The sequence below is a fragment of the Mesorhizobium sp. WSM3626 genome (assembly GCF_000513935.1).
In the GTDB taxonomy this organism is placed as follows: domain Bacteria; phylum Pseudomonadota; class Alphaproteobacteria; order Rhizobiales; family Rhizobiaceae; genus Mesorhizobium; species Mesorhizobium salmacidum.
Genome location: NZ_AZUY01000006.1, coordinates 85,365 through 106,410, shown reverse-complemented (window position 1 = coordinate 106,410; position 21,046 = coordinate 85,365). Strand labels below are relative to the sequence as shown.

Below are 21,046 nucleotides of genomic sequence, written 5' to 3'. Positions count from 1 at the left end.
CGATTAGCTCGAGGGCGAGCGCACCGCCTCGGTCGCATCCAGGGCCTGCTTTAGCCGGGAATCGCGGTCATAGACGTCGCTGAAATACTCGACCTTGCCGGACATGTCTGGCCAGGCGGTGAAATAGGCGACATAGACCGGGATTTTGCGCGTCACATCCTCGGTCGAGTGTCCGTGCTTCAGCTTCTCCGCGATATAATCGACCGAGGTGCCGAGCACCGCCGCCGCCATGCCGCGTGGATCCTGCAGGCGTACGCAGCCATGGCTGAGCGCGCGCATATCCTGCTTGAAGAATGATTTCTGCGGCGTGTCATGCATGTAGATCGCATGCTTGTTGGGGAACAGGATCTTCAGTTCGCCCAACGCATTGGCCTCGCTCGGCTGCTGGCGCACATTGTAGGGAATGTTGGCGCCATAAGCGCCCCAGTTCACTGCCGACGAAGGAATGCGCTTGCCGCGTGAATCCGTCACCTCGTAGCCGGCACGGTCGAGATAGCCGGGGTCGCCGCGCAACCTCGGCAGCATTTCGTTGACGATTATCGACTGCGGCACGCCCCAGTAGGGGTGGAAATCGACCTGCTTGATCTGATCGTAGAAGAAGGCCGTCTGGTTGGTAACCCGACCGACGACGGCACGCGTCTTCAGCTTTTCCTGGCCGTCGTCAATGTAACTTGCGGTGAAGGCGGGCTGGTTGATGAAAACACGCGGACTGCCGAGATCGGAAGGCAGCCAGCGCAGTTCTTCCAGCGCCACCTCGACCTTCAGCAGCCTGTCGGCCTTCGACGTCCCGGCCAGCGTGGCGACGGTGCGCGGTCCGATGACGCCGTCACCCTTCATGCCCTCCTTCTGCTGCACCGCCTTGATGAGCGGGACCAGTTCGGGAACATAGATTTCGCTGGTCGCCAGCCGCGACAGGACCTCGCCATAGCTGCCGCCCATCTCGTCGTCGAGATTACGCGCGATCAGCGACAGGAGCTTTGGCAGTTCGGGGCTGGTTTCGCCTGGCTTCAGCAGCAGCTTGGGATCGACGACGATTTCGTTCTCGGCACTCGCCTGCAGCGATTCCAGTTCGACGCGCAGCGCCTGATACTCCGCATTCTGCGGATGGCGCGATTCCAGATATGTACGAACTTCCTGTGTATGCGCCAGTGTCTTCAGCACGCCTATCATGTCGAGCGGCTTGGCCGGGAAATCGTAGTAGCCGGTCATACGATTGGGCTCGACGCGGCCGCTCTGGGCGTCATGAGCGTAACGCAGGACGCGTGCCGACAGCGCCATCTCGAAACGGACGAGTTCCTTTAGCTTGGCTGCGTCGTCTGTCGAGGTCGAACTGGTGGCTGGCACGTCGACGGTGTAGTCGGCAGGCGTGAGGCCGTAGCTGGCAGCCTCGCCGAGCACCCGCACGGCATCTTGCGCACGGTTGTTGGGGCTGGTTCCGTTCACCCAGATGAAATCCGGGTTGGCCGAGTAATAGGCGATCAGCGCCTTGGCGATGTCGGGCTCCGCGTAGAGTTCGTAGTCGCTGAGGCCGGCAATGGCATCGTGGAAGGCAGCACCGGTGGCCGAAGGAACGAAAGCGGCATCTTGCGGTGTCGCCGGCTGCGGCGCGGTCGCTAGCGTCGAGAAGTCGACACGCACCAGCCTGTCGGCCTTGTAAGTATAGTATGACGGACCGCTGATCCTCACGCTACCGCCGTCGCCGCTGCCGGCCGGCGCCTTCGGCTTGTGCTTTGGCGGAGGAGGCGGAAATTCGCCCTTCGGCTCGTGCCTGATGCCGCCGCCGAACAGCATGTCGAAAAGCCCTTGGGCCCCTGCCTGAGGCATGCCGAAAGCCAGCGTCGCCGTAATCGCCACCAGCGGCATCACGGTTGCTTTTGTACCGAGGAATTTCATGGATCACCCGCTCCGGTCGCAACCGGTTCCCGTTCCGCACGACAAACCGTCCCGCTCACCGCATGGCGGATGTAAGGCGCGACTATACCGATTCATACCGATTTCGTTAAGCTTTCATAAATTTCGGCAGGGCTGTTGCAGAACGGTTTCACAACATCGTGACGGCCGGCGCGACCGAACTGTCGCCCCCGGCCACGGGAAGCCTCGCGCCTCAAGCGTTTGCGCCGCCGTCGATGGTCAGCGCGGCTCCGGTGACGAAACGGCCCTCCGGTCCGGCGAGCCAGGCAACCATGCCGGCGATATCCTCCGCCTTGCCGAATCGCGGGGTCGCCATCTTCTGGCGCTGATGGTCGGCATGCGGGCCGTCGGCCGGGTTCATGTCGGTATCCGTCGAGCCGGGATGAACCACATTGGCGGTGATGCCGCGTGACCCGAGGTCGCGGGCCAATGCCTTGGTCAGACCGACCAGCGCCGCCTTGCTGGCCGAGTAGGCTCCCAGGCTGGTGTCGGTGACCCGCTCGGCCAGATTGCTGCCGATTGAGATGATCCTGCCGCCCTCGCTCATGTGTCTTGCCGCCGCTTTCGAGGCGATGAACGGCGCCCTCAGATTGACCGACATGGTTTCGTCGAAATCGGCAAGCGACAGCGTATCGATCGGCGCCGCACGCCAGATGCCGGCACTGTTGACCAGGATGTCGAGCCGGCCGAAGGCGGTCACCGCATCGGCAACCGCCTGGTCTATGGCCTCGGCATCACGGTTGTCAGCCTTGATCGCGATGGCGCGACCGCCCTTGGTCTCTATCTCGGCGACGACGGACCGAGCCAGTTCCTCTCCATGCACGTAGGTCAGCGCGACATCGGCCCCGTCTGCCGCGAGCCTTCGCGCGATTGCCGCGCCGATACCGCGGCTGCCTCCGGTGACGAGTGCCGCCTTGCCGTTCAAACTTCCTGATGACATCGATTTCTCCATTTATGTAGCGATTGATACATAAATATCTGCCAACCTTGCCCAGTCGCGTCAACTCATTTATGTATCGATCAGCACAGAAAAGAGCGTCATGTCGGAAAGAGGCCGTCCCCGCACGTTCGACCGAACCGCGGCCCTGCGGCGCGCGATGGATGTGTTTTGGGCCAAGGGCTATGAAGGCGCGTCGATCAGCGATCTCGCCGCCGCGATGGGCATCTATTCGCCGAGCCTCTATGCCGCCTACGGTAGCAAGGAGGCCCTGTTCCTCGAGGCGACCGATCTCTATTCCCGCGTGGAGGGCGCCGACATCTGGCTCGCGCTGGAAGAGGCGCCAACGGCGCGCCTTGCGATCGAGCGGTTTCTGCGCCGCACTGCAAAGGCCTATTCGCAGACGGATCGCCCGCAGGGCTGCCTGATTACGCTGGGTGCGCTGCACGAAGACTCGAGCCGAGGCGCGATCTGCACGGATTTGCGGCGCCGCCGCGCCGAGAATCTTACCGCCCTGAGGAAGCGTCTCGAGCGCGGCGTGGCCGAGGGTGAACTGCCCGCCGGCTTCGATTGCCGTGCCGCGGCGACCTTTTTCGCAACGGTCCAGCACGGCATGTCGATCCAGGCGCGTGACGGCGCTTCCCGGGCCGCCCTGCTGGCGACGGTGGCCGGGGCAATGGCCGCCTGGAAGACCATGGCCGGCACAGTCGAGGCGTGACAAACACCGTTCGTTGTGCTCGAAATCCGCCTTGCCAGCAAACCTGCGGCCGGGAGGGACGACAGTGAAAAAAGGGTATCGCGAACTGCTGGATGAGGCCAACGCCGAGATCGAAGTGGTCTCACCCGAGGAAGCGGCGGGACTGCTTGAAGACGAAGACACCATTTTCGTCGATCTGCGCGATCCTCGAGAGATCGAGCGTGACGGCAGAATTCCCGGCGCCAAGCATGTCACCCGTGGCATGCTGGAGTTCTGGATCGATCCCGAAAGCCCTTACCACAAACCCTTCTTCGCTTCGGGAAAAAGCTTCGTCTTCTTCTGCGCCGGCGGCTGGCGTTCGGCGCTGGCCACCAAGACCGCACAGGACATGGGGCTTTCACCGGTCAAGCACATTCTCGGCGGCTACACGGCCTGGAAAGCGGCCGGGTTGCCCGTAGAGCCGGGGGAAAAGAAGAAATAGCCTGAAGCTCAGTGGAGCAGCGACGGCCCGCGCTGCGTGGCCACGAAGTCGACGGCGCGTTCAACCACACCCTTGTCGACCAGAATGCGGCGATGGCCGAGCCCGTCGGCCCAATGCAACCGCACATGATCACCGGCGCCGGCATAGCGTCGTGCGTGTTCAGCCGGCACCTCCCGGTCGTCAGGCGCGTGGATGACCAGCGTCGGCACGGGCGCCTGGGCAAGCTGGCAGTCACCGGTGAATTCATGCAGCGGCCGGCCGGAGAGATATTCGACGCGGTCAGCCATCGCGACTTGCGAGCGGGGACCGACATTGAGCATGCGGCTGAAGTCGTCGAAGATTGCCGGCAGTGAGCTTGGCGCCGCGATCAGCACAAGACGTGCGGCCGCCAGTGGGAGGATGTCCTTGACGGAGCCGGCGATGGCATTGACGGCAACAGCGCCTCCGAAGGAATGGCCGACGGCGGCCACGAATGGCCCGAACCATTCGCCGGCCACTCTTGCGGCTTCGACGGCGTTGACCATGTTGAGGTGCCTGCCCTGCGAATGGCCATGACCGGGAAGATCGAGCGAGACGACCTTATGGCCGGCAGCGCGAAACCCTTCGATCAGCACGCGCATATATTCGGTACGCGAGCGCCAGCCATGGATGACGAGAACGGTGCCGGCAGGCTCGCGGCCCGGCTCGGGGCGGAATTCATGCACCATGACGCAGCCGGTCGCGGTCTTCAGCCGGTGATGCCGCGCCTCGGCCATGAACTCCGCGGCGCGGTCGATAGCGCGGCGCTCGCCGTCGGTCAGCGTCCTGGAGTTTGGCGTACGGCAGAACAATTCAAAAGCCGCGCGTCCGGTGATGCGCGGCGCGACATGTTCGGCCGCACCAAACACACCTCGGATGACCTTCAGCCCGAATGATGCCATAGTCAGGATCCATCCATACGTTCAAGCATGAACATAATAGTTCAAAGATGAACAATAAACAAGAGCTACCCTGGGACAACCCGCGTTTTCGCAACTGGGTCGCGGTGGCGCGCGCCTGCCATGTGCTGGAGCGCACGCTGGCGGTGAAACTCGCGCCGCTCGACCTGAAGCCGGCGCAGCTCGACGTGCTGATGAATCTCTACCGCCATCCCGGCATGTCGCAGCACGACCTTGCCCGCAAGCTGCTCGTGGGCCGCTCCAACATCACCATGTTGTTGCCGCAGCTCGAGACACGTGGCCTGCTGCGGCGCGAAGGCGACGAGAAGGACAAGCGCGTCTTGCGGCTTACGCTGACCGAAGCCGGCGAGGCGCTGCTGATGCAGGCGCTGAAAGTGCATATGGCGCTGATCGAGAAGGCGATGAGCCAGTCGACGCCGGAGCAATGCGACATGATCGGCGACCAGATGCGCAAGATCTATGACGTGCTGAACGAGGCGTGACCGCCCTTTCAGTAGATTACCACATCGATTTTTTCGCCCGTTCCGGCCATTCCCTGTCGTAGCTTTCGCCGTCGATATTCTTGCGGCTGGTGATTTCCAGGATCTTTCCGGGTGTCGGCAGCGACTTCGGATCGACATGTCTCTCCGGGTTCCACAGCTCCGACCGCACGATCGCCCGGGCGCACTGGAAATAAACCGAATCGACATCGATCACGGTGACCGAACGCGCCGGCCTGCCCTCGACCATGAACGACGCGCACAGCGCTGCATCCGTGGTGATATGCGCCCGGCCGTTGATGCGCAGCGTCGTGCCGGAGCCCGGCACCAGGAACAGCAGGCCGACGCGCGGGTCGCGGATGATGTTCTTTAGCGAATCGGCACGGTTGTTGCCGCGCCGGTCCGGCATCATCAGCGTTTTCGCATCGACGATGCGCACGAAGCCCGCGAGATCGCCGCGCGGCGAACAGTCCAGCCCCTCCGGACCGCTGGTCGCGAGCGCGACGAAGGGCGAGGCTTCGATAAAGGCTGCGTATTCGGGAATGACATGGTCGAGTTCCTTGACCACGGAGGCTTCGCCGGGCAATCCGTAGAGCGCTTCGAGTTGTTCGACTGTGGTGATCACCGACATTTTCCGTCTCCCGATCCGCCGCCCCTACTCCCGGCACATGACGTTTTGACGACGCAACGGCGGCTAACGATCGCGGCTCAAGCCCTTTTCGGCGAGCTCCGCGAGATAGGCGTTCCAGCGTGCGTCCTTCTCGTGGCCGAGCGTGTGCAGGTAATTCCAGGTGAAGATGCCGGTGTCATGGAAATCGTCGAAGGTGATGCGCACGGCGTAATTGCCCACCGGTTCGATCTTCAGGATGGCCACGTCGCGTTTGCCGGGAACCGTCACTCTCTGTTCCGGCGAATGGCCCTGCACTTCCGCGGAAGGCGATGCCACGCGCAGCAATTCCGCCGGCAACTCGAACGGCTGATGGCCGGGAAACGTCACGGTGAGCAGCTTGCGGTCCCTGGAGACCCTCAGTTCTTTTGGCGCTGTCATGGTCGATCCTGCCTGAATGCCCTTCCCTACGCTGCTTCGCCCCGTACGCAAAGGCGTCAACGGTGTCCGACACGCAATGTCGGTCGCGGAATGTTACCAAGGATCGAGGCAAGCTATCTTGAATGGCGGGCTGGATCGTATCACATAGCAATATATAACGATGCCGATAACGGCCACGGAAACGTTCGAACATGAACATGATCGACCCCTTCGGTCGCACGATCAGCTATCTCAGAGTGTCGGTCACCGACCGCTGCGATTTCCGCTGCACCTATTGCATGGCGGAGGACATGGCCTTCCTGCCCAAGAAGGACCTGCTGTCGCTGGAAGAACTCGACCGGCTCTGCACCGTGTTCATCGAAAAGGGTGTCAGACGGTTGCGCCTCACCGGCGGTGAGCCGTTGGTGCGCAAGAACATCATGCATCTGGTGCGCCAGCTTTCGCGGCACCTCGAGAGCGGCGCACTGGAAGAACTGACGTTGACCACCAACGGCTCGCAGCTTTCGCGCTTCGCCGCCGAACTCGCCGATTGTGGTGTCAAGCGCATCAACGTTTCGCTCGATACGCTCGATGCCGACAAATTCCACGCCATCACCCGCTGGGGTCATCTCGACAAGGTCATGGCCGGCATCGACGCGGCTCAGGCGGCGGGACTGAACGTCAAGCTCAACGCGGTGGCGCTGAAGGATTTCAACGACGCCGAATTGCCCGAGATGATGCGCTGGGCGCATGGCCGGGGCATGGGCCTGACCGTCATCGAAACCATGCCTATGGGTGAGATCGATGCCGACCGCACCGACCAGTATTTGCCGCTGTCGCTGCTGCGCGCTTCGCTCGAGCGCCAGTTCACGCTGACCGACATCCCGTTCAAGACCGGTGGCCCGGCCCGCTATGTCCATGTCAGCGAGACCGGCGGGAAACTCGGCTTCATCACGCCGATGACGCATAATTTCTGCGAAAGCTGCAATCGGGTCAGGCTGACCTGCACGGGCACGCTCTATATGTGCCTTGGCCAGGAGGATGCGGCCGATTTGCGCGCGCCGCTGCGCGCGTCCGAAGGCAACGAACTTGTCGCCGACGCTATAGACGAAGCCATCGGCCGCAAGCCGAAAGGCCATGACTTCATCATCGATCGCCGCACCAGCCGTCCGTCAGTGTCGCGGCATATGAGTGTCACGGGCGGCTGACCTTCTCGTCTTTTTGTGCGAGAATTGCCCTGCAATCATCGGCTTCGGGGCAGACATGCGGTGGCTCTTTTCGACCGTGATATCTCTCGCCGTGGTCTCGGCGAGCACTGCGTTTGCCGAGCAATCCACCTACGTGAACGAGCGCTTCGGCACCGTCTGCACTTTTCCCGACGATGTCTTTACCGATCGCCAGCCCGAGCCTGAGAATGGCGACGGGCAGGTGTGGCTGAGCGCGGACGGCGCCAGCCTGACATGCTCCGGCATATTCAATGTCGATGAGGACACGCCGAACGGGTTCATTGCCGGCGAAAAAGCGAGCAACGAGCCGGGCTATATGGTGACCTACAGCAAGGCCGGCAAGGACTGGGCGGTGCTGTCGGGCATGAAGGATGGAAAGATCTTTTACGAGCGGCGCCTGTTTGGCAGGGATGGCGTCATCCGCACGGTCTGGATCGATTATCCGTCGGCGCTGAAATCGAAATATGACCCGCTGGTCGGCGTCATCGCCGGCAGCCTTAAGGGGCCATGAGCCGTAGGTGGTCATGAGCATTTTAGCCACACGGCAAACAAATCTTTGTCCGCAAATGTCCGTCAGATTTACTGGTGACGGTTTCCCGCCTAGCCTCCATTCCCTAGCGGCTCATCGCTTTCTCGGGGGATAACATCATGCGCCAACTTCTTCTTTCTTTCGCCTTGCTCGGCTTGGCCGCCCTGCCCGTGGCTGCCCAGTCGATCGGCGGCACTTACACCGTCGCCGGCACCAATTTCGACGGTTCGTCCTATGACGGCGAAGCCACCATCACGCTGACCAGCGGGACCACCTGCGCGATCCATTGGGAGACGGGCGGCTCATCCTCCGATGGCATCTGCATGCGCAACGACAACGCATTCTCCGCCGGCTACGCAATGGGCAAGGATATTGGCCTCGTCGTCTACAAGGTTGAGGATGACGGGTCGCTGCATGGCCTGTGGACCATCGCCGGCAAGGAGGGGAATGGCACCGAGGTGCTGACGCCGAAGAAATAGGGATCGCCTCGGCTGTACAGGTGTCGGGAGGCAATGCCGCCTTCCGAGAGAATTCGTGCCTGATCCAGGATGATTTCACGCCGGCGACGATGGGTATCCGGTCCTGGCCCAGCCCTTTGCTGTTGCTGTTTCGTTGCGGGCTGTTACAGGCTTGCATGCCAAAGCAACCGGTAGATGTCTTGCCCCTTTCCCCAAATCTTCGCGGCGCGTTGTTCATGGTGGTGGCGATGGTTGGCTTCACGCTCAACGACGCCATTACCAAATACTCTTCCCAGTCGATGAACATGGCGCAGGTCATGCTGATCAGAGGGGCGTTCGCCTCGCTCTTCGTCGGCCTGCTGGCCTGGCAACGCGGAGCGCTTGTCCAGCCTCGCCTGATGCTGCAGCCGCTGGTGGCGATCCGTGTGCTGAGTGAAGCGGGCGCTACCGTGTCCTTCCTTGTCGCCCTCGCCCATTTGCCGATCGGCAGCGTTTCGGCCGTCTTGCAAGCACTGCCGCTGGCGGTGACGATGGGTGCGGCGCTGTATTTCGGCGAAGCGGTCGGCTGGCGGCGCTGGTTGGCGATCGCTATCGGTTTTGCCGGGGTTATGATCATCGTGCGGCCGGGTTTCGAGGGCTTCAGCGTCTATTCTCTGGTGGCGCTGGCCAGCGTCGTGTGCTGCACGGTGCGGGACCTCGCCACCAAGCGCATCCCCCAGGCCGTCCCGACGATGCTGGTATCAACCGCCACCGCGCTTGCCATGACCGTCGTCGGCGCCTTTCTGTTGACGCCGCTGGGCGGCTGGACACCGATGACAGGCAAAAGCACGGCGCTGCTGGCGCTGGCGGCAGTGCTGGTGCTGATCGGCTATCAATTCATCATCATGGCGATGCGTTCGGGCGAGATCTCCTTCATCGCGCCGTTCCGCTACACCGCGCTCCTCTGGTCGATACTGCTTGGCCTGATCATCTTCGGTGACATACCGGACATGCCGATGATCGCCGGCGCGGCAATAGTCGTCGGCTCGGGCCTCTATGCGCTTTATCGCGAGCGCATCGTCGGCCGGCGAAGGATCGTCGCCGAAAGCACCGGCCCGGCCATGGCGCCGGAAGGACTCTAGCACTCCCTTGAAGCCGCTTGCGATTTCCGGCGGCTGGCGTACAGGCTGGATGGCATGAAGCGCGATGTCACGGGGATCATTCTGGCCGGTGGCCAGTCGAGACGAATGGGCGGTGGTGACAAGGCGTTGTTGCCGCTGGGCGGCGGCTGCTTGCTTGACCAGGTCCTGTCGCGGTTTGGTCCGCAGTTCGAGACCCTGGCGCTTAGTGCCAACGGCGACCCGGCACGGTTTGCCCGTTTCGGGCTGCCGGTGCTGGCCGATACCGTTGAAGGCTTTGCCGGGCCCCTTGCCGGTATCCTCACCGGCCTGGAATGGGCCGCTGCCGGCAGGCCTTGCAAGGCGGTCGTCACTGCTGCCGGCGACACGCCTTTCCTGCCGCTGGATCTCGTCGATCGTCTGGCGGCGGCAGTCGATGAACGTCCCGGTTCGATCGCCGTCGCTTTCTCGTCAGGCAGGCGGCATCCAACCTTCGCGCTATGGCCGACCGGATGCCGCGAAGCCTTGCGGCATTTCCTGGTCGACGAAGACAACAAGCGGGTTTCGGCCTTCATCAAGCGGCACGACTATGTCGAGGTGGAATTCCCGTTCCTGCAATCCGCCGGACAACCAATCGATCCTTTCTTCAACATCAACGTGCCGGACGATCTTGCCCAGGCCGCGCGCCTGTTGCAGAGCATGACGCCATGAATAGACGCGTCTTCGGCATCACCGGCTGGAAAAACTCCGGCAAGACCACACTCACCGAGAAGCTGGTCGCCGAGCTTGTGCGGCGCGGCTGGAAGGTCTCGACGGTCAAACACGCCCATCATGATTTCGACATCGACAAGCCAGGCGCGGACAGCTTCCGCCATCGGCAGGCCGGCGCAACCGAGGTCGCGATCGTGTCGGGCAATCGCTGGGCGCTGATGCACGAGTTGCGTGGCGAGCAAGAGCCGCCGCTGGACGCGATCCTCTCGCGGCTTGCCCCGTGCGACATCGTGCTGGTCGAAGGCTACAAGCGCGAATCCCACCGCAAGATCGAAACGAGGCGACTGGAAGCGAAGGACCGGACGCCGCTTGCGGCGGGTGATCCCAATATTGTCGCCGTCGCCGCGGATTTTGCCATCACCGACAAGAGCCTGCCGGCGTTCGACCTCGACGACGTAGAATCCATAGCCGACTTCATCGAGCGCACGACCGGCCTCGTTGCTTGAGATGTAACGTAAGGGCAGAATCCCATTACCGATTTTGGCGGTTTTGCAGTTGCTTTTTTCTTGGAAAGAGTGGGAGTATCGGCCCAGCGGTCGGTCAAAAAGCACCGCCCCACAGAGCCGTTTCGGAACGACGGCCGGGACCATAAAGAGAGGACTATCATGCGTATTGCACTGCGTATCGCGCTCGCCGCATCGGCTGCGCTGCTGACGCTCGGCGTAGCCCAGGCCCAGGAAAAGACCCTGCGGATCGGCACCGAAGGCGCCTACCCCCCATTCAACAACCTCACCGCCGATGGCCAGCTTGTCGGCTTCGACATCGACATCGCCAAGGCGCTTTGCGATGAGATGAAGGTCAAGTGCACCTTCGTCGCCCAGGATTGGGACGGCATCATTCCCGCACTTCAGGCCGGCAAGTTCGATGCCATCGTCGCCTCGATGTCGATCACGCCGGAGAGGAAGGAGAAGGTCGACTTCTCGCACAAATACTACAACACGCCGTCGGCGCTCGCCGTGCCGAAGGATTCGCCGCTGAAGGGCGTGACCAAGGAAGACCTCGCCGGGAAGAGCATCGGTGTCGCCACCACGACCACCCATTTCAACTATGCCTCGAAGACCTACACCGACAGCACCGTCAAAGGTTATCCGAGCAGCCCCGAGGAGCAGGCAGATCTTGCCAATGGCCGTCTCGACGCTATCGAGGACGATATCGTCGTGCTGCAGCAGTGGCTTGATTCGCCTGACGGCGCCTGCTGCAAGATCCTCGGCCAGCCATCGCCGCAACCGGTCGAAATTTTTGGCCCTGGCGCCGGCATAGCCGTTCGCAAAGGCGAGACCGACCTGGTCAACAAGCTGAATTCCGCCATCGACGCCATCCGTGCAAACGGAAAATATAAGGAAATCAACGACAAGTACTTCAAGTTCGACGTCTACGGCGCCGAGTCCTGATCATCATTGCCAAGGCGGCAGGGGTCTCCTGCCGCCTTTCATCTCAGGAGCGCCGTGGGGATAAGACCAGTCAATGCCAGCCCAAAGCATATGGACACTGCTGAGTTGGGGACCCGAGGGCTGGAGTGACGATATTGCCTATGGCGCGTTGGTCACCATCGCGCTTGCCCTTGCAACGCTGCCGATCGGCCTGACGATCGGCTTTTTCGTCGCCTGGGCCAAGCAGTCCGAAGAACCGTCGCTGCGGGTGGCCGCCAACATCTACACCACCGTGTTTCGCGGCCTGCCGGAACTGGTGACGCTGTTCCTGTTCTTCTTCGGCATGCCCATCCTGCTGCAATATGTCATCCGCCTGTTCAAGCCCGACGCGACGGTCGACGTCGACAGCTTCATCGCCGGCATGATCGTGCTGTCGCTGATCTTTTCCTCCTACGCCAGCGAGGTATTCCTCTCCGCCTTTCGCGCCATTCCCAAGGGCCAGTATGAGGGCGGCTACGCGATCGGCCTGTCGACATGGCTGACCATGCGCAAGGTGATCCTGCCTCAGCTGCTGCGCATCGCCTTCCCCGGCCTCGAGAATTGCTGGCTCAGCCTGCTCAAGGACACCGCCCTGGTCTCGGTCGTCAACCTCGCCGAAACCCTGCGCAACGCGGGGGTGGCGGCGCGTGTCACGAAACACGCGTTCCTGTTCTACAGCGTCGCGGCCCTGGTTTTCCTCGTCCTGGCGATCCTGTCGTCGATCGCGACCGGGTTCATCTTGCGTTCGCTGGGACGGAGGGAGGCACGATGAGCGTCAGCCAAGCTATCTCCGTTGACCGGCCGCCGCCGCAGGCACGCGGCTGGTCGCGCACCCGTATCGTCGGGTACGCGCTCGTCGGCCTCTGGATTCTCTTCGGCCTCGGTATCCTCGCCTATCTCATCTATGCCTGGAATGGCGAGTTCTTTGCCAGATATGCGCCTGCCTATCTGCAGGGGCTGTGGACCACGCTGTCGCTCGTTGCCATCTCGATGGTGGTCGGCGCGATCTTTTCGCTGCCCGTCACCTATGGCCGCATGTCGAAGAGCCGTTTCCTGTCCGGCCTTGCCTATTGCTATGTCTATTTCTTCCGCGGCACGCCACTGCTGGTCCAGGTCTACCTCGTCTACTATGGCTTGGGTTCTTTCCGGCTGCAGCTCGAATCCATCGGGCTGTGGTGGTTCTTCCGCGAGGCCTTCAACTGCGGCGTCTTCGCCTTTGCGCTCAACACCGCGGCTTATCAGGCCGAGATCCTGCGCGGCGCCATCGAAAGCGTGCCCAGGGGCCAATGGGAAGGAGCCGCCTCGCTCGGCCTTCACAAGCTGCAGACGCTGCGCAAGGTTGTCCTGCCGCAGGCGTTCATCGTGGCATTGCGGCCTTACGGCAACGAGCTGGTTCTGATGATCAAGGCTTCGGCGATCGTCGCCATCATCACCGTCTATGACCTGATGGGCAACGCGAAGCTCGCCTACGCCAAATCCTTCGATTTCCAGGCCTATGTTTGGGTCGCCATCGTCTATCTTGTGATGGTCGAAATCCTGCGCCACGGCGTCGAATGGATCGAGCGCCGGATCACGATCCACCTAAAGCGCTGAACCGTTCCTGATAGGCCTGTGCCAGTCGATGCGGCGGTGCGCGCCTTGACGAATTCGTCGCATGGCCTAGAGCTTCCGCAGCTGAAATCTCTGTTTCGCCGGAAGGACAAGGCATGGCATCGGTGGCATTTCTCGGTCTTGGGGTCATGGGCTATCCCATGGCCGGACACCTGAAGAACAAGGGCGGCCACGACGTCACCGTCTACAACCGCACCCAAGCCAAAGCCGAACAATGGGTCACCCAACATGGCGGCAGCCTTGCCGCGACGCCGGCCCAGGCCGCCGAGGGCAAGGATTTCGTCTTTTCCTGTGTCGGCAATGACGATGATTTGCGCTCGGTGACCACGGGGTCGGAAGGCGCCTTCAAGGCGATGGAGAAAGGCTCGGTCTTCATCGACAACACCACGGCGTCGGCTGAAGTCGCTCGCGAACTGGCGCAAGCCGCGCAATCGGGCGGATTCTCATTTCTCGACGCACCGGTCTCCGGCGGTCAGGCCGGCGCCGAGAACGGCGTGCTGACCGTCATGGTCGGTGGCGATGAGGCTGCGTTCGACAGGGCCAGGCCCGTCATCGACGCCTTTGCCCGCATGGTTGGACTGATGGGGTCGGCGGGCGCCGGCCAGCTCACCAAGATGATCAACCAGATCTGCATCGCCGGATTGGTGCAGGGACTGTCGGAAGGCATCCATTTCGGCAAGAAGGCCGGCCTCGACATCGAAAAGGTCATCGAGGTGATTTCCAAGGGTGCGGCCGGTTCGTGGCAGATGGAAAACCGGCACAAGACCATGAACGCCGGAAAGTACGATTTCGGTTTCGCCGTCGACTGGATGCGCAAGGACCTCGGCATCTGCCTGGCGGAAGCCGACCGCAACGGCGCCCGGCTGCCGGTGACCGCGCTTGTCGACCAGTTCTACAAGGACGTGCAGGCGATGGGCGGCAAACGCTGGGACACATCCTCGTTGCTGGCCCGGCTGGAAAAATAGGATCGCGATGGCCGAGCTTTCGCCCCAATCCAATGCCGACGAAATCGTCGCGCATCTGCGCTCGATCGCCTCGGAGGAAAATCGTCTTGGCATGCTGCGCTACGGCATCAAGATCGAACGTGCGCTCGGCATCTCGCACGGTGTGCAGCGGCAGATTGCCAAGAAAATCAAGCGCAACCACGAGCGCGCGTTCGCGCTGTGGCAGACAGGTATCGTGGAGGCGCAGTTCATCGCCTCCGTCACGGCCGACCCAAAGCGGTTTTCCGCCGCGGATGCGAGGCAATGGGCGTCGAGTTTCGACTCCTGGGATATCGTCGATGGCGTCTCTGATCTGTTCGTCGACACGGATGCCTGGATAGAACTGATCAGCGAATTTGCGGCCGATGAACGGGAATTTGTTCGACGCACGGCTTTTGCCATGATGGCCTGGTCCGTCGTCCACCGGAAGAAAGAGCCGGAGGCGACTTTTCTCGCCTTCTTGCCCATCATCGAAGCGCAGGCCACCGACGCCCGCAATTTCGTGAAGAAGGGTGTGAACTGGGCCCTTCGTTCGCTCGGCAAACGGTCCATGGTTATGCACGGTGCTGCCCTTGCTGTCGCCGAAAGGCTCGCGCAATCGACCGACAAGACCGCGCGCTGGATCGGCAAGGATGCTGTGAAGGAACTATCGGATGCCAGGACAATCGAGCGCCTCGCCGCCAGAAAGACCTGACAGGTTGAGGAGTGCTGCGGCCGGTTCTCGCCGACATGTGATGCGGCTCGAGCATTGACGCCACCGACGGCGGCGTCTTTACTCGCCCGCAAAGGATGCGGCCATGACCCATTTCAAATCAATCCTGGCGCTTGCTGCCGCGCTTGCTCTCTCCACCGCCGGCGCTTCGGCCGAAACCACGCACATCTTTTGGAAGGATTTGCGCCCGGTAACCCAGGCGGTTGCCGAAGACGCCGGCCTGCCGATGATCGCGGCGAAACTGCCGGACCACGGCGAGACGCTGTCGGTTGCCCTACAGGGCAAAACGATACAATTAGCCGGCTATGCATTGCCGGTCGATCGCGACGGCGATCTCGTCTATCAGTTCCTGCTGGTGCCTTGGACCGGCGCGTGCAGTCACATGCCGACGCCGCCGCCCAATCAGATCGTGCTGGTCACGCCTGCCCGTCCCTACAAGATGTCGGAAGCCTACCAGCCGGTCGCCGTTGCTGGTGCCCTGAATCCGGAGATGGAGAAAAGCCAATTGTTCATTCTCGACGGCGTCAGCGTCATCCAATCCGGTTACGCCGTGCGCAAGGCAGATGTCAAGGCCGTCGACACGGTGCCGGATTCCATCGTATTGCCGGTGAACTCGCCCTGGAGTTTCCTCAACAAGAAGAAGAATTGAGTTGCGAGATCAGGCCGCGTTGGCGCCCGACTCCTTGTCCAGCACCATGTAGTCGAGCGGGATTTCGGTCGTGTATTTGATCTGCTCCATGGCGAAGGACGACGACACGTCCCGGATCTCGATCTTGGCGATCAGCCGCTTGTAGAAGGCGTCATAGGCGGCGATGTCGGGCACCACGACACGCAACAGGTAATCGACGTCGCCGCTCATGCGATAGAATTCGACCACCTCGGGAAATTCCTGGATGACCTCGGAGAACCGGCGCAGCCATTCATGGCTGTGCGAATTGGTGCGGATCGACACGAAGACGGTGACCCGCACATTGACCTTTTCGTGGTCGAGAATGGCGACGCGCCGCTTGATGACGCCCTCCTCTTCGAGCTTCTGGATGCGCCGCCAGCACGGTGTGGTCGACAGGCCGACTTTCTTGGCAACGTCGGCGACCGCGAGCGTCGCGTCCTCCTGCAGGAGGCGGAGAATTTTTCGGTCAAGGCGATCCATCGGAGGCTCCTGGTGGAATAGTTTCGCTATATTCCCTTTTATTTGGGCCGTTCACAAGAAAGAAATTCTGCTGCCTGCGCCGAAAGCGAGTGATTTCTTGCTGAATGCCTAACCGAGGCGATAGCGGATTTCCGACCGCAGGAAAGGCAGCAAATCCATTTCAAACCAAGGATTCTGCTTCAACCAGCCAGTGTTGCGCCAGGATGGATGTGGCAGTGGCAGCACTTTGGGGCCGACGGAACTCTCCCAGATGGCGCGCCAGTTCATCACTGTTTCCGTCAGCGAGGGGCGGCGCGCCGCGCCCATGTGCCAGGTCTGCGCATAGATGCCGATCGCCAGCACCAGGTCGATCCGCGGCATCGACGCCATCAAGGGCGCGCGCCAGGCCGGGGCGCACTCACGCCTCGGCGGCAGGTCGCCGCCCTTGGCGTCCTGTCCGGGAAAGCAGAAGCCCATCGGCACAATGGCGAATTTCTCGATGTCATAGAATTCGTCGCTGGTCACACCGAGCCAGTTGCGCAGGCGGTCGCCGGAAGCGTCGGTGAATGGCATGCCCGACACATGCACCTTGGTTCCGGGGGCCTGGCTGGCGATCAGGATGCGGGCGCTGGACGAGGGTCGCAGCACCGGACGCGGCTTGTGGGGCAGCGGCTTGCCGACGGGAGTGTCGACGCAGATGCGGCAGGCGCGGACCGTCGCGGCGAGCCTGTCCAGTTGGACGCTCAAGCGGCGGCACTCGGGCGGCTGGAGACGGCCTGATGCCAACGTAGCACATTGGTGCATTCCTCCGGCACCTTGATGCGTGCCGGCTTCATGAAGTCGATCGCGATCAGGCCGGTGATGTCGGCAATCGAATAGCTGTCGCCGGCGGCGAATTCGCGGCTGCCCAGTTCAGCGTCCAGCAGCCTGAGAAAATCCACCGCCTTCGGCTTGTTGGCCTCGCCCCATTCGGGGATCTGCGGGATTTCCCATTCCTTCATGGCCGGATGGATGTGGCGGAAAGCTTGCGTGACGCTGCTGAGCAGGTTGAACTCCATCCGCCTCTGCCACATCTCGACCTGCGCCTTGCCAAGTGCGCCGCGCCCGAACAATGCCGGCTCGGGATAAAGCTCCTCGAAATAGCGGCAGATAGCGACGGATTCGGTGAGGATGGTGCCGTCATCGAGCTCCAGAACCGGCAGGCGCCGCAGCGGATTGCGCGAGCTGACCGGCTGCTGCTTGTGTTCCAGTGCGCCCATGTCGATGGGCACCAACGGAACCGTGATCCCCTTTTCAGCGAGGAAAACGCGAACCCGCCGTGGGTTGGGCGCACGACCGCCGTCGAACAGCTTCATTTCGATCCTCCTTTTCCTTCCGCCAGACATGCTTCACCAGAAGCGAAATATCTCGCGCACGGCATCGCCGATCGACGCCAGCATGCCATGTTTTCGCTCCACGACATCGCCGTGGTGGCTGTCGCGCCAATCCTGCGGCTGGTCGAACGTGCCCGCCCAGATGCCAATCCTTGCGGCGCGCGCGGTGGCTTCCTCGCCTTCGAAGTCGCCATAGGCGACGGCCCAGCCCGCCTCGACCTGGGCGCGGTTGAGGTCGGTGCCGCCGGCCTTGCAGTCGCCAAGCAACCGGCCATAGCGATCGCGCTGCCAGCCGCTGCAGGTGACCGGCCTGCCGGCGATCAGCCGCACCAGCGATTGGCGCGCCTGAGTACCACAGGCATAGTCGGCGCCGCTCTTGCGGCAGGTCTGGGTATACTCTGGAGCGTCGATGCCGCGCATGCGGATGCGCTCGGCGCCGAGCGTGATCGAATCGCCGTCATTGATGATGGCCGTACCTTGCGTCTTGCGTGTCTCCACCCGGTCAAGACGCACCGCAAGCAGGATCAACAGCCCCAGAATGATGACGGTCAGCCCGTAGTCCAGCGGCTTGCGCCACAGGCTTCTGCGGCGAGGTGCCGCGTACCGCGGGCGCGACCTTGGCGACCAGGAACGGCTCATATGGCAAACGGTTGGTTAATCATTCGAACGTAGCTTAACACCTTGAAATCGCTGCGCGCATAAATTGAAGCTTTTGATGCCCTTGCAACGCTCGAACACAGCGGACAAGTTCATTGTGGACCGCAGGAAACGGCATCGCAACAGCGATGTCGCGCGCGCGGTGCGCAAGACGCGCGACCGTCTTTCGCAGCAGGCCGGGAATCCCGATTTCGATCGCGAACTGCTGAAGCTTCACGCCCGGGCCATGACAAGCGGTGCCGTCGTCATCCCGCTGCTCGTCCTGGTGATCGCCGCGGCCGGCCGTCTGGCCGGTGTCGGCAATGAGATCGGGCTCTGGGCGTTGTTTACACTCACCTGCTATACAACAGTCGTCTTCATGGCGCGGCGCATCGAGCGCACGGAAGCTTCCGAACTCAACTCATTGCAAACGCGCAGGGAATTCCTGGTCGGGCATTTCCTTTGCGGCCTAGGCTGGGCCTGGTTCGTCTGGCTGGGCTGCGGCGCCTGCGAGGTCGACCAGTTCCAGGTGATCAAGGCGGTGGTGCTCCTGTTCGCCATGGCAGGGACCGCGCTCATGGCCTCGTCCCTGATCGGCGCCCTGCTGGCGACCTTCGCGTTTCCGGTGGCACTCTACGCCTATGCCGCGACCAGATCGTGGATGCCGGTCGAGGCGATCATGGCCGGGCTGCTCGTCCTGTCGCTGCCTTTCTTCGCCTATATCGCCAGTCACCTCAATCGCTTCTCCCTGCTGCTCTTGTCGTTCCGCTCCGAAAAGGATGCGCTGATCGCCGAAGTGGAGACGGCGAAATCGATGTCGGACGAGGCGCGGCGGCGGGCAGAGGACGCCAACCTTGCAAAATCGCGTTTCCTCGCTTCGATGAGCCATGAATTGCGCACGCCGCTCAACGCTATTCTCGGCTTTTCCGAGGTGATGGCGAACGAGGTGCTGGGGCCGATGAGCAATCCCACCTATCGCGACTATGCCCATGACGTGCATGATTCAGGCCAGCACCTGCTCGACCTGATCAACGAGATCCTCGACCTGTCGCGCATCGAGGCCGGCCGATACCAGCTCAATGAGGAGCCGGTGATGCTGCTCAACATCGTCGAGGATTGCTGCCACATGATGGAGCTGAAGGCACGCAACAAGGATATCCGTGTCGTTCAGGATTTCGAACAGACATTGCCGCGGCTGTTCGCCGACGAGCGCGCCGTGCGCCAGATCGCGCTCAACCTTCTGTCCAACGCCATCAAATTCACCGCCACCGGCGGCGAAATCCGCGTCCGGGTCGGCTGGACGGCGGGTGGAGGACAGTACATTTCGATCAAGGACAACGGCCCCGGCATTCCCGAGGACGAGATCCCGATCGTGCTTTCAGCCTTCGGCCAGGGGTCGATCGCCATCAAGAGCGCCGAGCAAGGCACCGGGCTTGGCCTGCCGATCGTGCAAGGGCTGCTCGCCATGCATGGCGGCGAGTTCGAGCTTCATTCCAAGCTGCGCGAGGGCACCGAGGCGATCGCCATCTTCCCGCTGAGCAGGGTGATGGAAGAACTGCCGGCGCTGCCGACCGCCGCGGTCGCCGCGCGACGGCGGTAGCGGATCTATCAGTTGCGGTGTGCTTAGCCCCGCACAGCCGCCGCCATGCCTGAACCTGTCAATGCCGCTGCCTTGACCAGCCCGGCCGCCAGGGCTGCTCCTGCCCCTTCGCCATGACCGATGCCCAGATCGAGCAGCGGACGCAGCCCGAGGTGCTCGGCGGCCCTTGCATGCGCGGGCTCCGGCGACAGGCTGGCGAGCAGACAATGATCAAGCGCTGCGGGGTTCGCCGCATGCAGCACCGCCGCGGCTGCCGTTGCCGCGAAGCCATCGAGCAGTACCGGTATCTGCTGCATCCGCGCGGCAAGGATTGCGCCGGCTATCGCCGCGAACTCGCGGCCGCCGATCCGGCGCAGCGCCTCCAGCGGGTCTTCCAGATGGTTCCCGTGAAAGGCCAGCGCCGCATCGATCACCTCCGCCTTGCGGGCCTGCATCGCCGCATCGGCGCCGGATCCCGGACCAATCCAGTCGGCACCCCTGCCCCCCAGCAACGCGGCGAACAGGGCGGCGGCGACGGTGGAGTTGCCGACGCCGAGATCGCCCAGGCAAAGCAGGTCGGTGCCGCCGGCAATCGCCTCCATTCCGAAGGCCATGGTGGCCGCGCAACCGCGTTCATCGAGCGCGGCATCCTCGGCGATGTCGCCGGTCGGGATGTGCAGGGCAAGATCGAACACCTTCAGACCGAGGTCGTTGGCAATGCAGATCTGGTTGATCGCCGCACCGCCGGCCGCGCAAAGCTCGACCGCGTTGGCGGTCGCCGCCACGGGCCTCGTCGAAATGCCATACCTGACAACGCCATGATTACCGGCAAAGACAGCCATCAAGGGCCTGGTCACGGCGGGCGGAGCGCGACCGCTCCAGGCCGCGAGCCACGCGGCGATGTCCTCGACGCGGCCAAGCGAATTCACCGGCTTGTCGGCCTTGGCAAACAGCGTGCGCACGCGCGCTTCGGCTTTGAGGTCGGCTGCCGGCAAATTGTCGAGCAGGTTGCGGAAATCATCGAAAGGCAGTGCACTGGTCATGTCGCGAACAATCGTTCCTG

At 62.5% G+C, this 21,046-nt stretch carries 26 protein-coding genes; 16 read left to right on the top strand and 10 right to left on the bottom strand.

Features of this window, described 5'->3' with window-relative positions; all coding sequences use genetic code 11:
• Positions 1–3: 3 nt before the first annotated feature.
• Positions 4–1,893, bottom strand: coding sequence for a murein L,D-transpeptidase (locus M653_RS0106965; RefSeq protein WP_027142683.1), 1,890 nt, complete (start codon positions 1,891–1,893; stop codon positions 4–6).
• 211 nt (positions 1,894–2,104) lie between these two features.
• A complete protein-coding gene (locus tag M653_RS0106960; protein ID WP_027142682.1) occupies positions 2,105–2,851 on the bottom strand; it encodes a 3-oxoacyl-ACP reductase family protein in 747 nt (248 codons plus the stop codon).
• A gap of 100 nt (positions 2,852–2,951) precedes the next feature.
• Here M653_RS0106960 and M653_RS0106955 point away from each other — a divergent pair, with 100 nt between their 5' ends.
• Both M653_RS0106955 and M653_RS0106950 read left to right on the top strand, forming a co-directional pair.
• A complete protein-coding gene (locus M653_RS0106955) occupies positions 2,952–3,566 on the top strand; it encodes a TetR/AcrR family transcriptional regulator (protein ID WP_027142681.1) in 615 nt (204 codons plus the stop codon).
• A 64-nt stretch (positions 3,567–3,630) separates the two neighbouring features.
• On the top strand, positions 3,631–4,026 hold the full coding sequence (locus M653_RS0106950) for a rhodanese-like domain-containing protein (protein WP_027142680.1): 396 nt from the start codon (positions 3,631–3,633) through the stop codon (positions 4,024–4,026).
• Positions 4,027–4,034: 8 nt separating this feature from the next.
• Here M653_RS0106950 and M653_RS0106945 read toward each other — a convergent pair whose 3' ends face one another.
• The gene (locus tag M653_RS0106945) at positions 4,035–4,946 is read right to left on the bottom strand and encodes an alpha/beta hydrolase (RefSeq protein ID WP_027142679.1); all 912 of its coding nucleotides are present in this window, start codon (positions 4,944–4,946) and stop codon (positions 4,035–4,037) included.
• A 47-nt stretch (positions 4,947–4,993) separates the two neighbouring features.
• On the opposite strand from M653_RS0106945, the gene M653_RS0106940 reads away from it, so the two are divergent.
• Positions 4,994–5,446 (top strand): MarR family transcriptional regulator, encoded by a 453-nt coding sequence (locus M653_RS0106940; protein ID WP_027142678.1) that lies wholly within the window; start codon positions 4,994–4,996, stop codon positions 5,444–5,446.
• Positions 5,447–5,462: 16 nt separating this feature from the next.
• Here M653_RS0106940 and M653_RS0106935 read toward each other — a convergent pair whose 3' ends face one another.
• Both M653_RS0106935 and M653_RS0106930 read right to left on the bottom strand, forming a co-directional pair.
• On the bottom strand, positions 5,463–6,074 hold the full coding sequence (locus tag M653_RS0106935; RefSeq protein ID WP_027142677.1) for a pyridoxamine 5'-phosphate oxidase family protein: 612 nt from the start codon (positions 6,072–6,074) through the stop codon (positions 5,463–5,465).
• Between the two features lie 63 nt (positions 6,075–6,137).
• Positions 6,138–6,491 (bottom strand): DUF971 domain-containing protein, encoded by a 354-nt coding sequence (locus tag M653_RS0106930; protein WP_027142676.1) that lies wholly within the window; start codon positions 6,489–6,491, stop codon positions 6,138–6,140.
• A gap of 191 nt (positions 6,492–6,682) precedes the next feature.
• Between M653_RS0106930 and moaA the strand changes: the two genes are divergently transcribed.
• From moaA to M653_RS0106870, 12 genes are all read left to right on the top strand, one after another.
• Positions 6,683–7,678, top strand: coding sequence for a GTP 3',8-cyclase MoaA (moaA, locus tag M653_RS0106925; protein ID WP_027142675.1), 996 nt, complete (start codon positions 6,683–6,685; stop codon positions 7,676–7,678).
• 55 nt (positions 7,679–7,733) lie between these two features.
• Positions 7,734–8,207 (top strand): hypothetical protein, encoded by a 474-nt coding sequence (locus M653_RS0106920; RefSeq protein WP_027142674.1) that lies wholly within the window; start codon positions 7,734–7,736, stop codon positions 8,205–8,207.
• A 137-nt stretch (positions 8,208–8,344) separates the two neighbouring features.
• Complete coding sequence (locus tag M653_RS0106915) at positions 8,345–8,704, top strand: hypothetical protein (protein ID WP_027142673.1); 360 nt, start codon at positions 8,345–8,347, stop codon at positions 8,702–8,704.
• A 179-nt stretch (positions 8,705–8,883) separates the two neighbouring features.
• Positions 8,884–9,804, top strand: coding sequence for a DMT family transporter (locus M653_RS0106910; RefSeq protein ID WP_027142672.1), 921 nt, complete (start codon positions 8,884–8,886; stop codon positions 9,802–9,804).
• Positions 9,805–9,858: 54 nt separating this feature from the next.
• Positions 9,859–10,491 (top strand): molybdenum cofactor guanylyltransferase MobA, encoded by a 633-nt coding sequence (gene mobA, locus M653_RS0106905; protein ID WP_027142671.1) that lies wholly within the window; start codon positions 9,859–9,861, stop codon positions 10,489–10,491.
• The gene (mobB, locus tag M653_RS0106900; protein ID WP_027142670.1) at positions 10,488–10,997 is read left to right on the top strand and encodes a molybdopterin-guanine dinucleotide biosynthesis protein B; all 510 of its coding nucleotides are present in this window, start codon (positions 10,488–10,490) and stop codon (positions 10,995–10,997) included. The genes mobA and mobB overlap by 4 nt, the downstream gene beginning before the upstream one ends.
• 159 nt (positions 10,998–11,156) lie before the next feature.
• Positions 11,157–11,942, top strand: a complete 786-nt coding sequence (locus tag M653_RS0106895) for an ABC transporter substrate-binding protein (protein ID WP_027142669.1) — start codon at positions 11,157–11,159, stop codon at positions 11,940–11,942.
• 73 nt (positions 11,943–12,015) lie between these two features.
• Entirely contained in the window at positions 12,016–12,732 is a 717-nt protein-coding gene (locus M653_RS0106890) for an ABC transporter permease (protein WP_027142668.1), read from the top strand.
• On the top strand, positions 12,729–13,553 hold the full coding sequence (locus M653_RS0106885) for an ABC transporter permease (RefSeq protein WP_027142667.1): 825 nt from the start codon (positions 12,729–12,731) through the stop codon (positions 13,551–13,553). The genes M653_RS0106890 and M653_RS0106885 overlap by 4 nt, the downstream gene beginning before the upstream one ends.
• 113 nt (positions 13,554–13,666) lie before the next feature.
• Positions 13,667–14,536, top strand: a complete 870-nt coding sequence (locus M653_RS0106880; RefSeq protein ID WP_027142666.1) for an NAD(P)-dependent oxidoreductase — start codon at positions 13,667–13,669, stop codon at positions 14,534–14,536.
• Between the two features lie 7 nt (positions 14,537–14,543).
• Positions 14,544–15,248, top strand: coding sequence for a DNA alkylation repair protein (locus M653_RS0106875; RefSeq protein ID WP_027142665.1), 705 nt, complete (start codon positions 14,544–14,546; stop codon positions 15,246–15,248).
• A 103-nt stretch (positions 15,249–15,351) separates the two neighbouring features.
• On the top strand, positions 15,352–15,915 hold the full coding sequence (locus M653_RS0106870; protein WP_027142664.1) for a DUF3299 domain-containing protein: 564 nt from the start codon (positions 15,352–15,354) through the stop codon (positions 15,913–15,915).
• Positions 15,916–15,924: 9 nt separating this feature from the next.
• Here M653_RS0106870 and M653_RS0106865 read toward each other — a convergent pair whose 3' ends face one another.
• The 4 genes from M653_RS0106865 to M653_RS0106850 all read right to left on the bottom strand — a co-directional run bounded on the left by M653_RS0106865 (position 15,925) and on the right by M653_RS0106850 (position 18,407).
• Positions 15,925–16,416 carry an Lrp/AsnC family transcriptional regulator gene (locus M653_RS0106865; protein WP_006205209.1) on the bottom strand — a complete coding sequence of 164 codons (492 nt, stop codon included), beginning with the start codon at positions 16,414–16,416 and terminating at the stop codon, positions 15,925–15,927.
• A 108-nt stretch (positions 16,417–16,524) separates the two neighbouring features.
• Positions 16,525–17,199, bottom strand: a complete 675-nt coding sequence (locus M653_RS0106860; protein ID WP_032935071.1) for a uracil-DNA glycosylase family protein — start codon at positions 17,197–17,199, stop codon at positions 16,525–16,527.
• Complete coding sequence (locus tag M653_RS0106855) at positions 17,139–17,750, bottom strand: glutathione S-transferase (protein ID WP_027142662.1); 612 nt, start codon at positions 17,748–17,750, stop codon at positions 17,139–17,141. Before M653_RS0106855 ends, M653_RS0106860 begins: the two co-directional genes overlap by 61 nt.
• Before the next feature lie 33 nt (positions 17,751–17,783).
• A complete protein-coding gene (locus tag M653_RS0106850; protein WP_027142661.1) occupies positions 17,784–18,407 on the bottom strand; it encodes a thermonuclease family protein in 624 nt (207 codons plus the stop codon).
• A 76-nt stretch (positions 18,408–18,483) separates the two neighbouring features.
• Here M653_RS0106850 and M653_RS0106845 point away from each other — a divergent pair, with 76 nt between their 5' ends.
• Positions 18,484–20,004 (top strand): HAMP domain-containing sensor histidine kinase, encoded by a 1,521-nt coding sequence (locus M653_RS0106845; RefSeq protein ID WP_027142660.1) that lies wholly within the window; start codon positions 18,484–18,486, stop codon positions 20,002–20,004.
• Between the two features lie 23 nt (positions 20,005–20,027).
• On the opposite strand, the gene M653_RS0106840 is transcribed toward M653_RS0106845, so the two are convergent.
• Positions 20,028–21,026, bottom strand: coding sequence for a nicotinate-nucleotide--dimethylbenzimidazole phosphoribosyltransferase (locus M653_RS0106840; protein WP_027142659.1), 999 nt, complete (start codon positions 21,024–21,026; stop codon positions 20,028–20,030).
• Between the last annotated feature and the right edge of the window lie 20 nt (positions 21,027–21,046).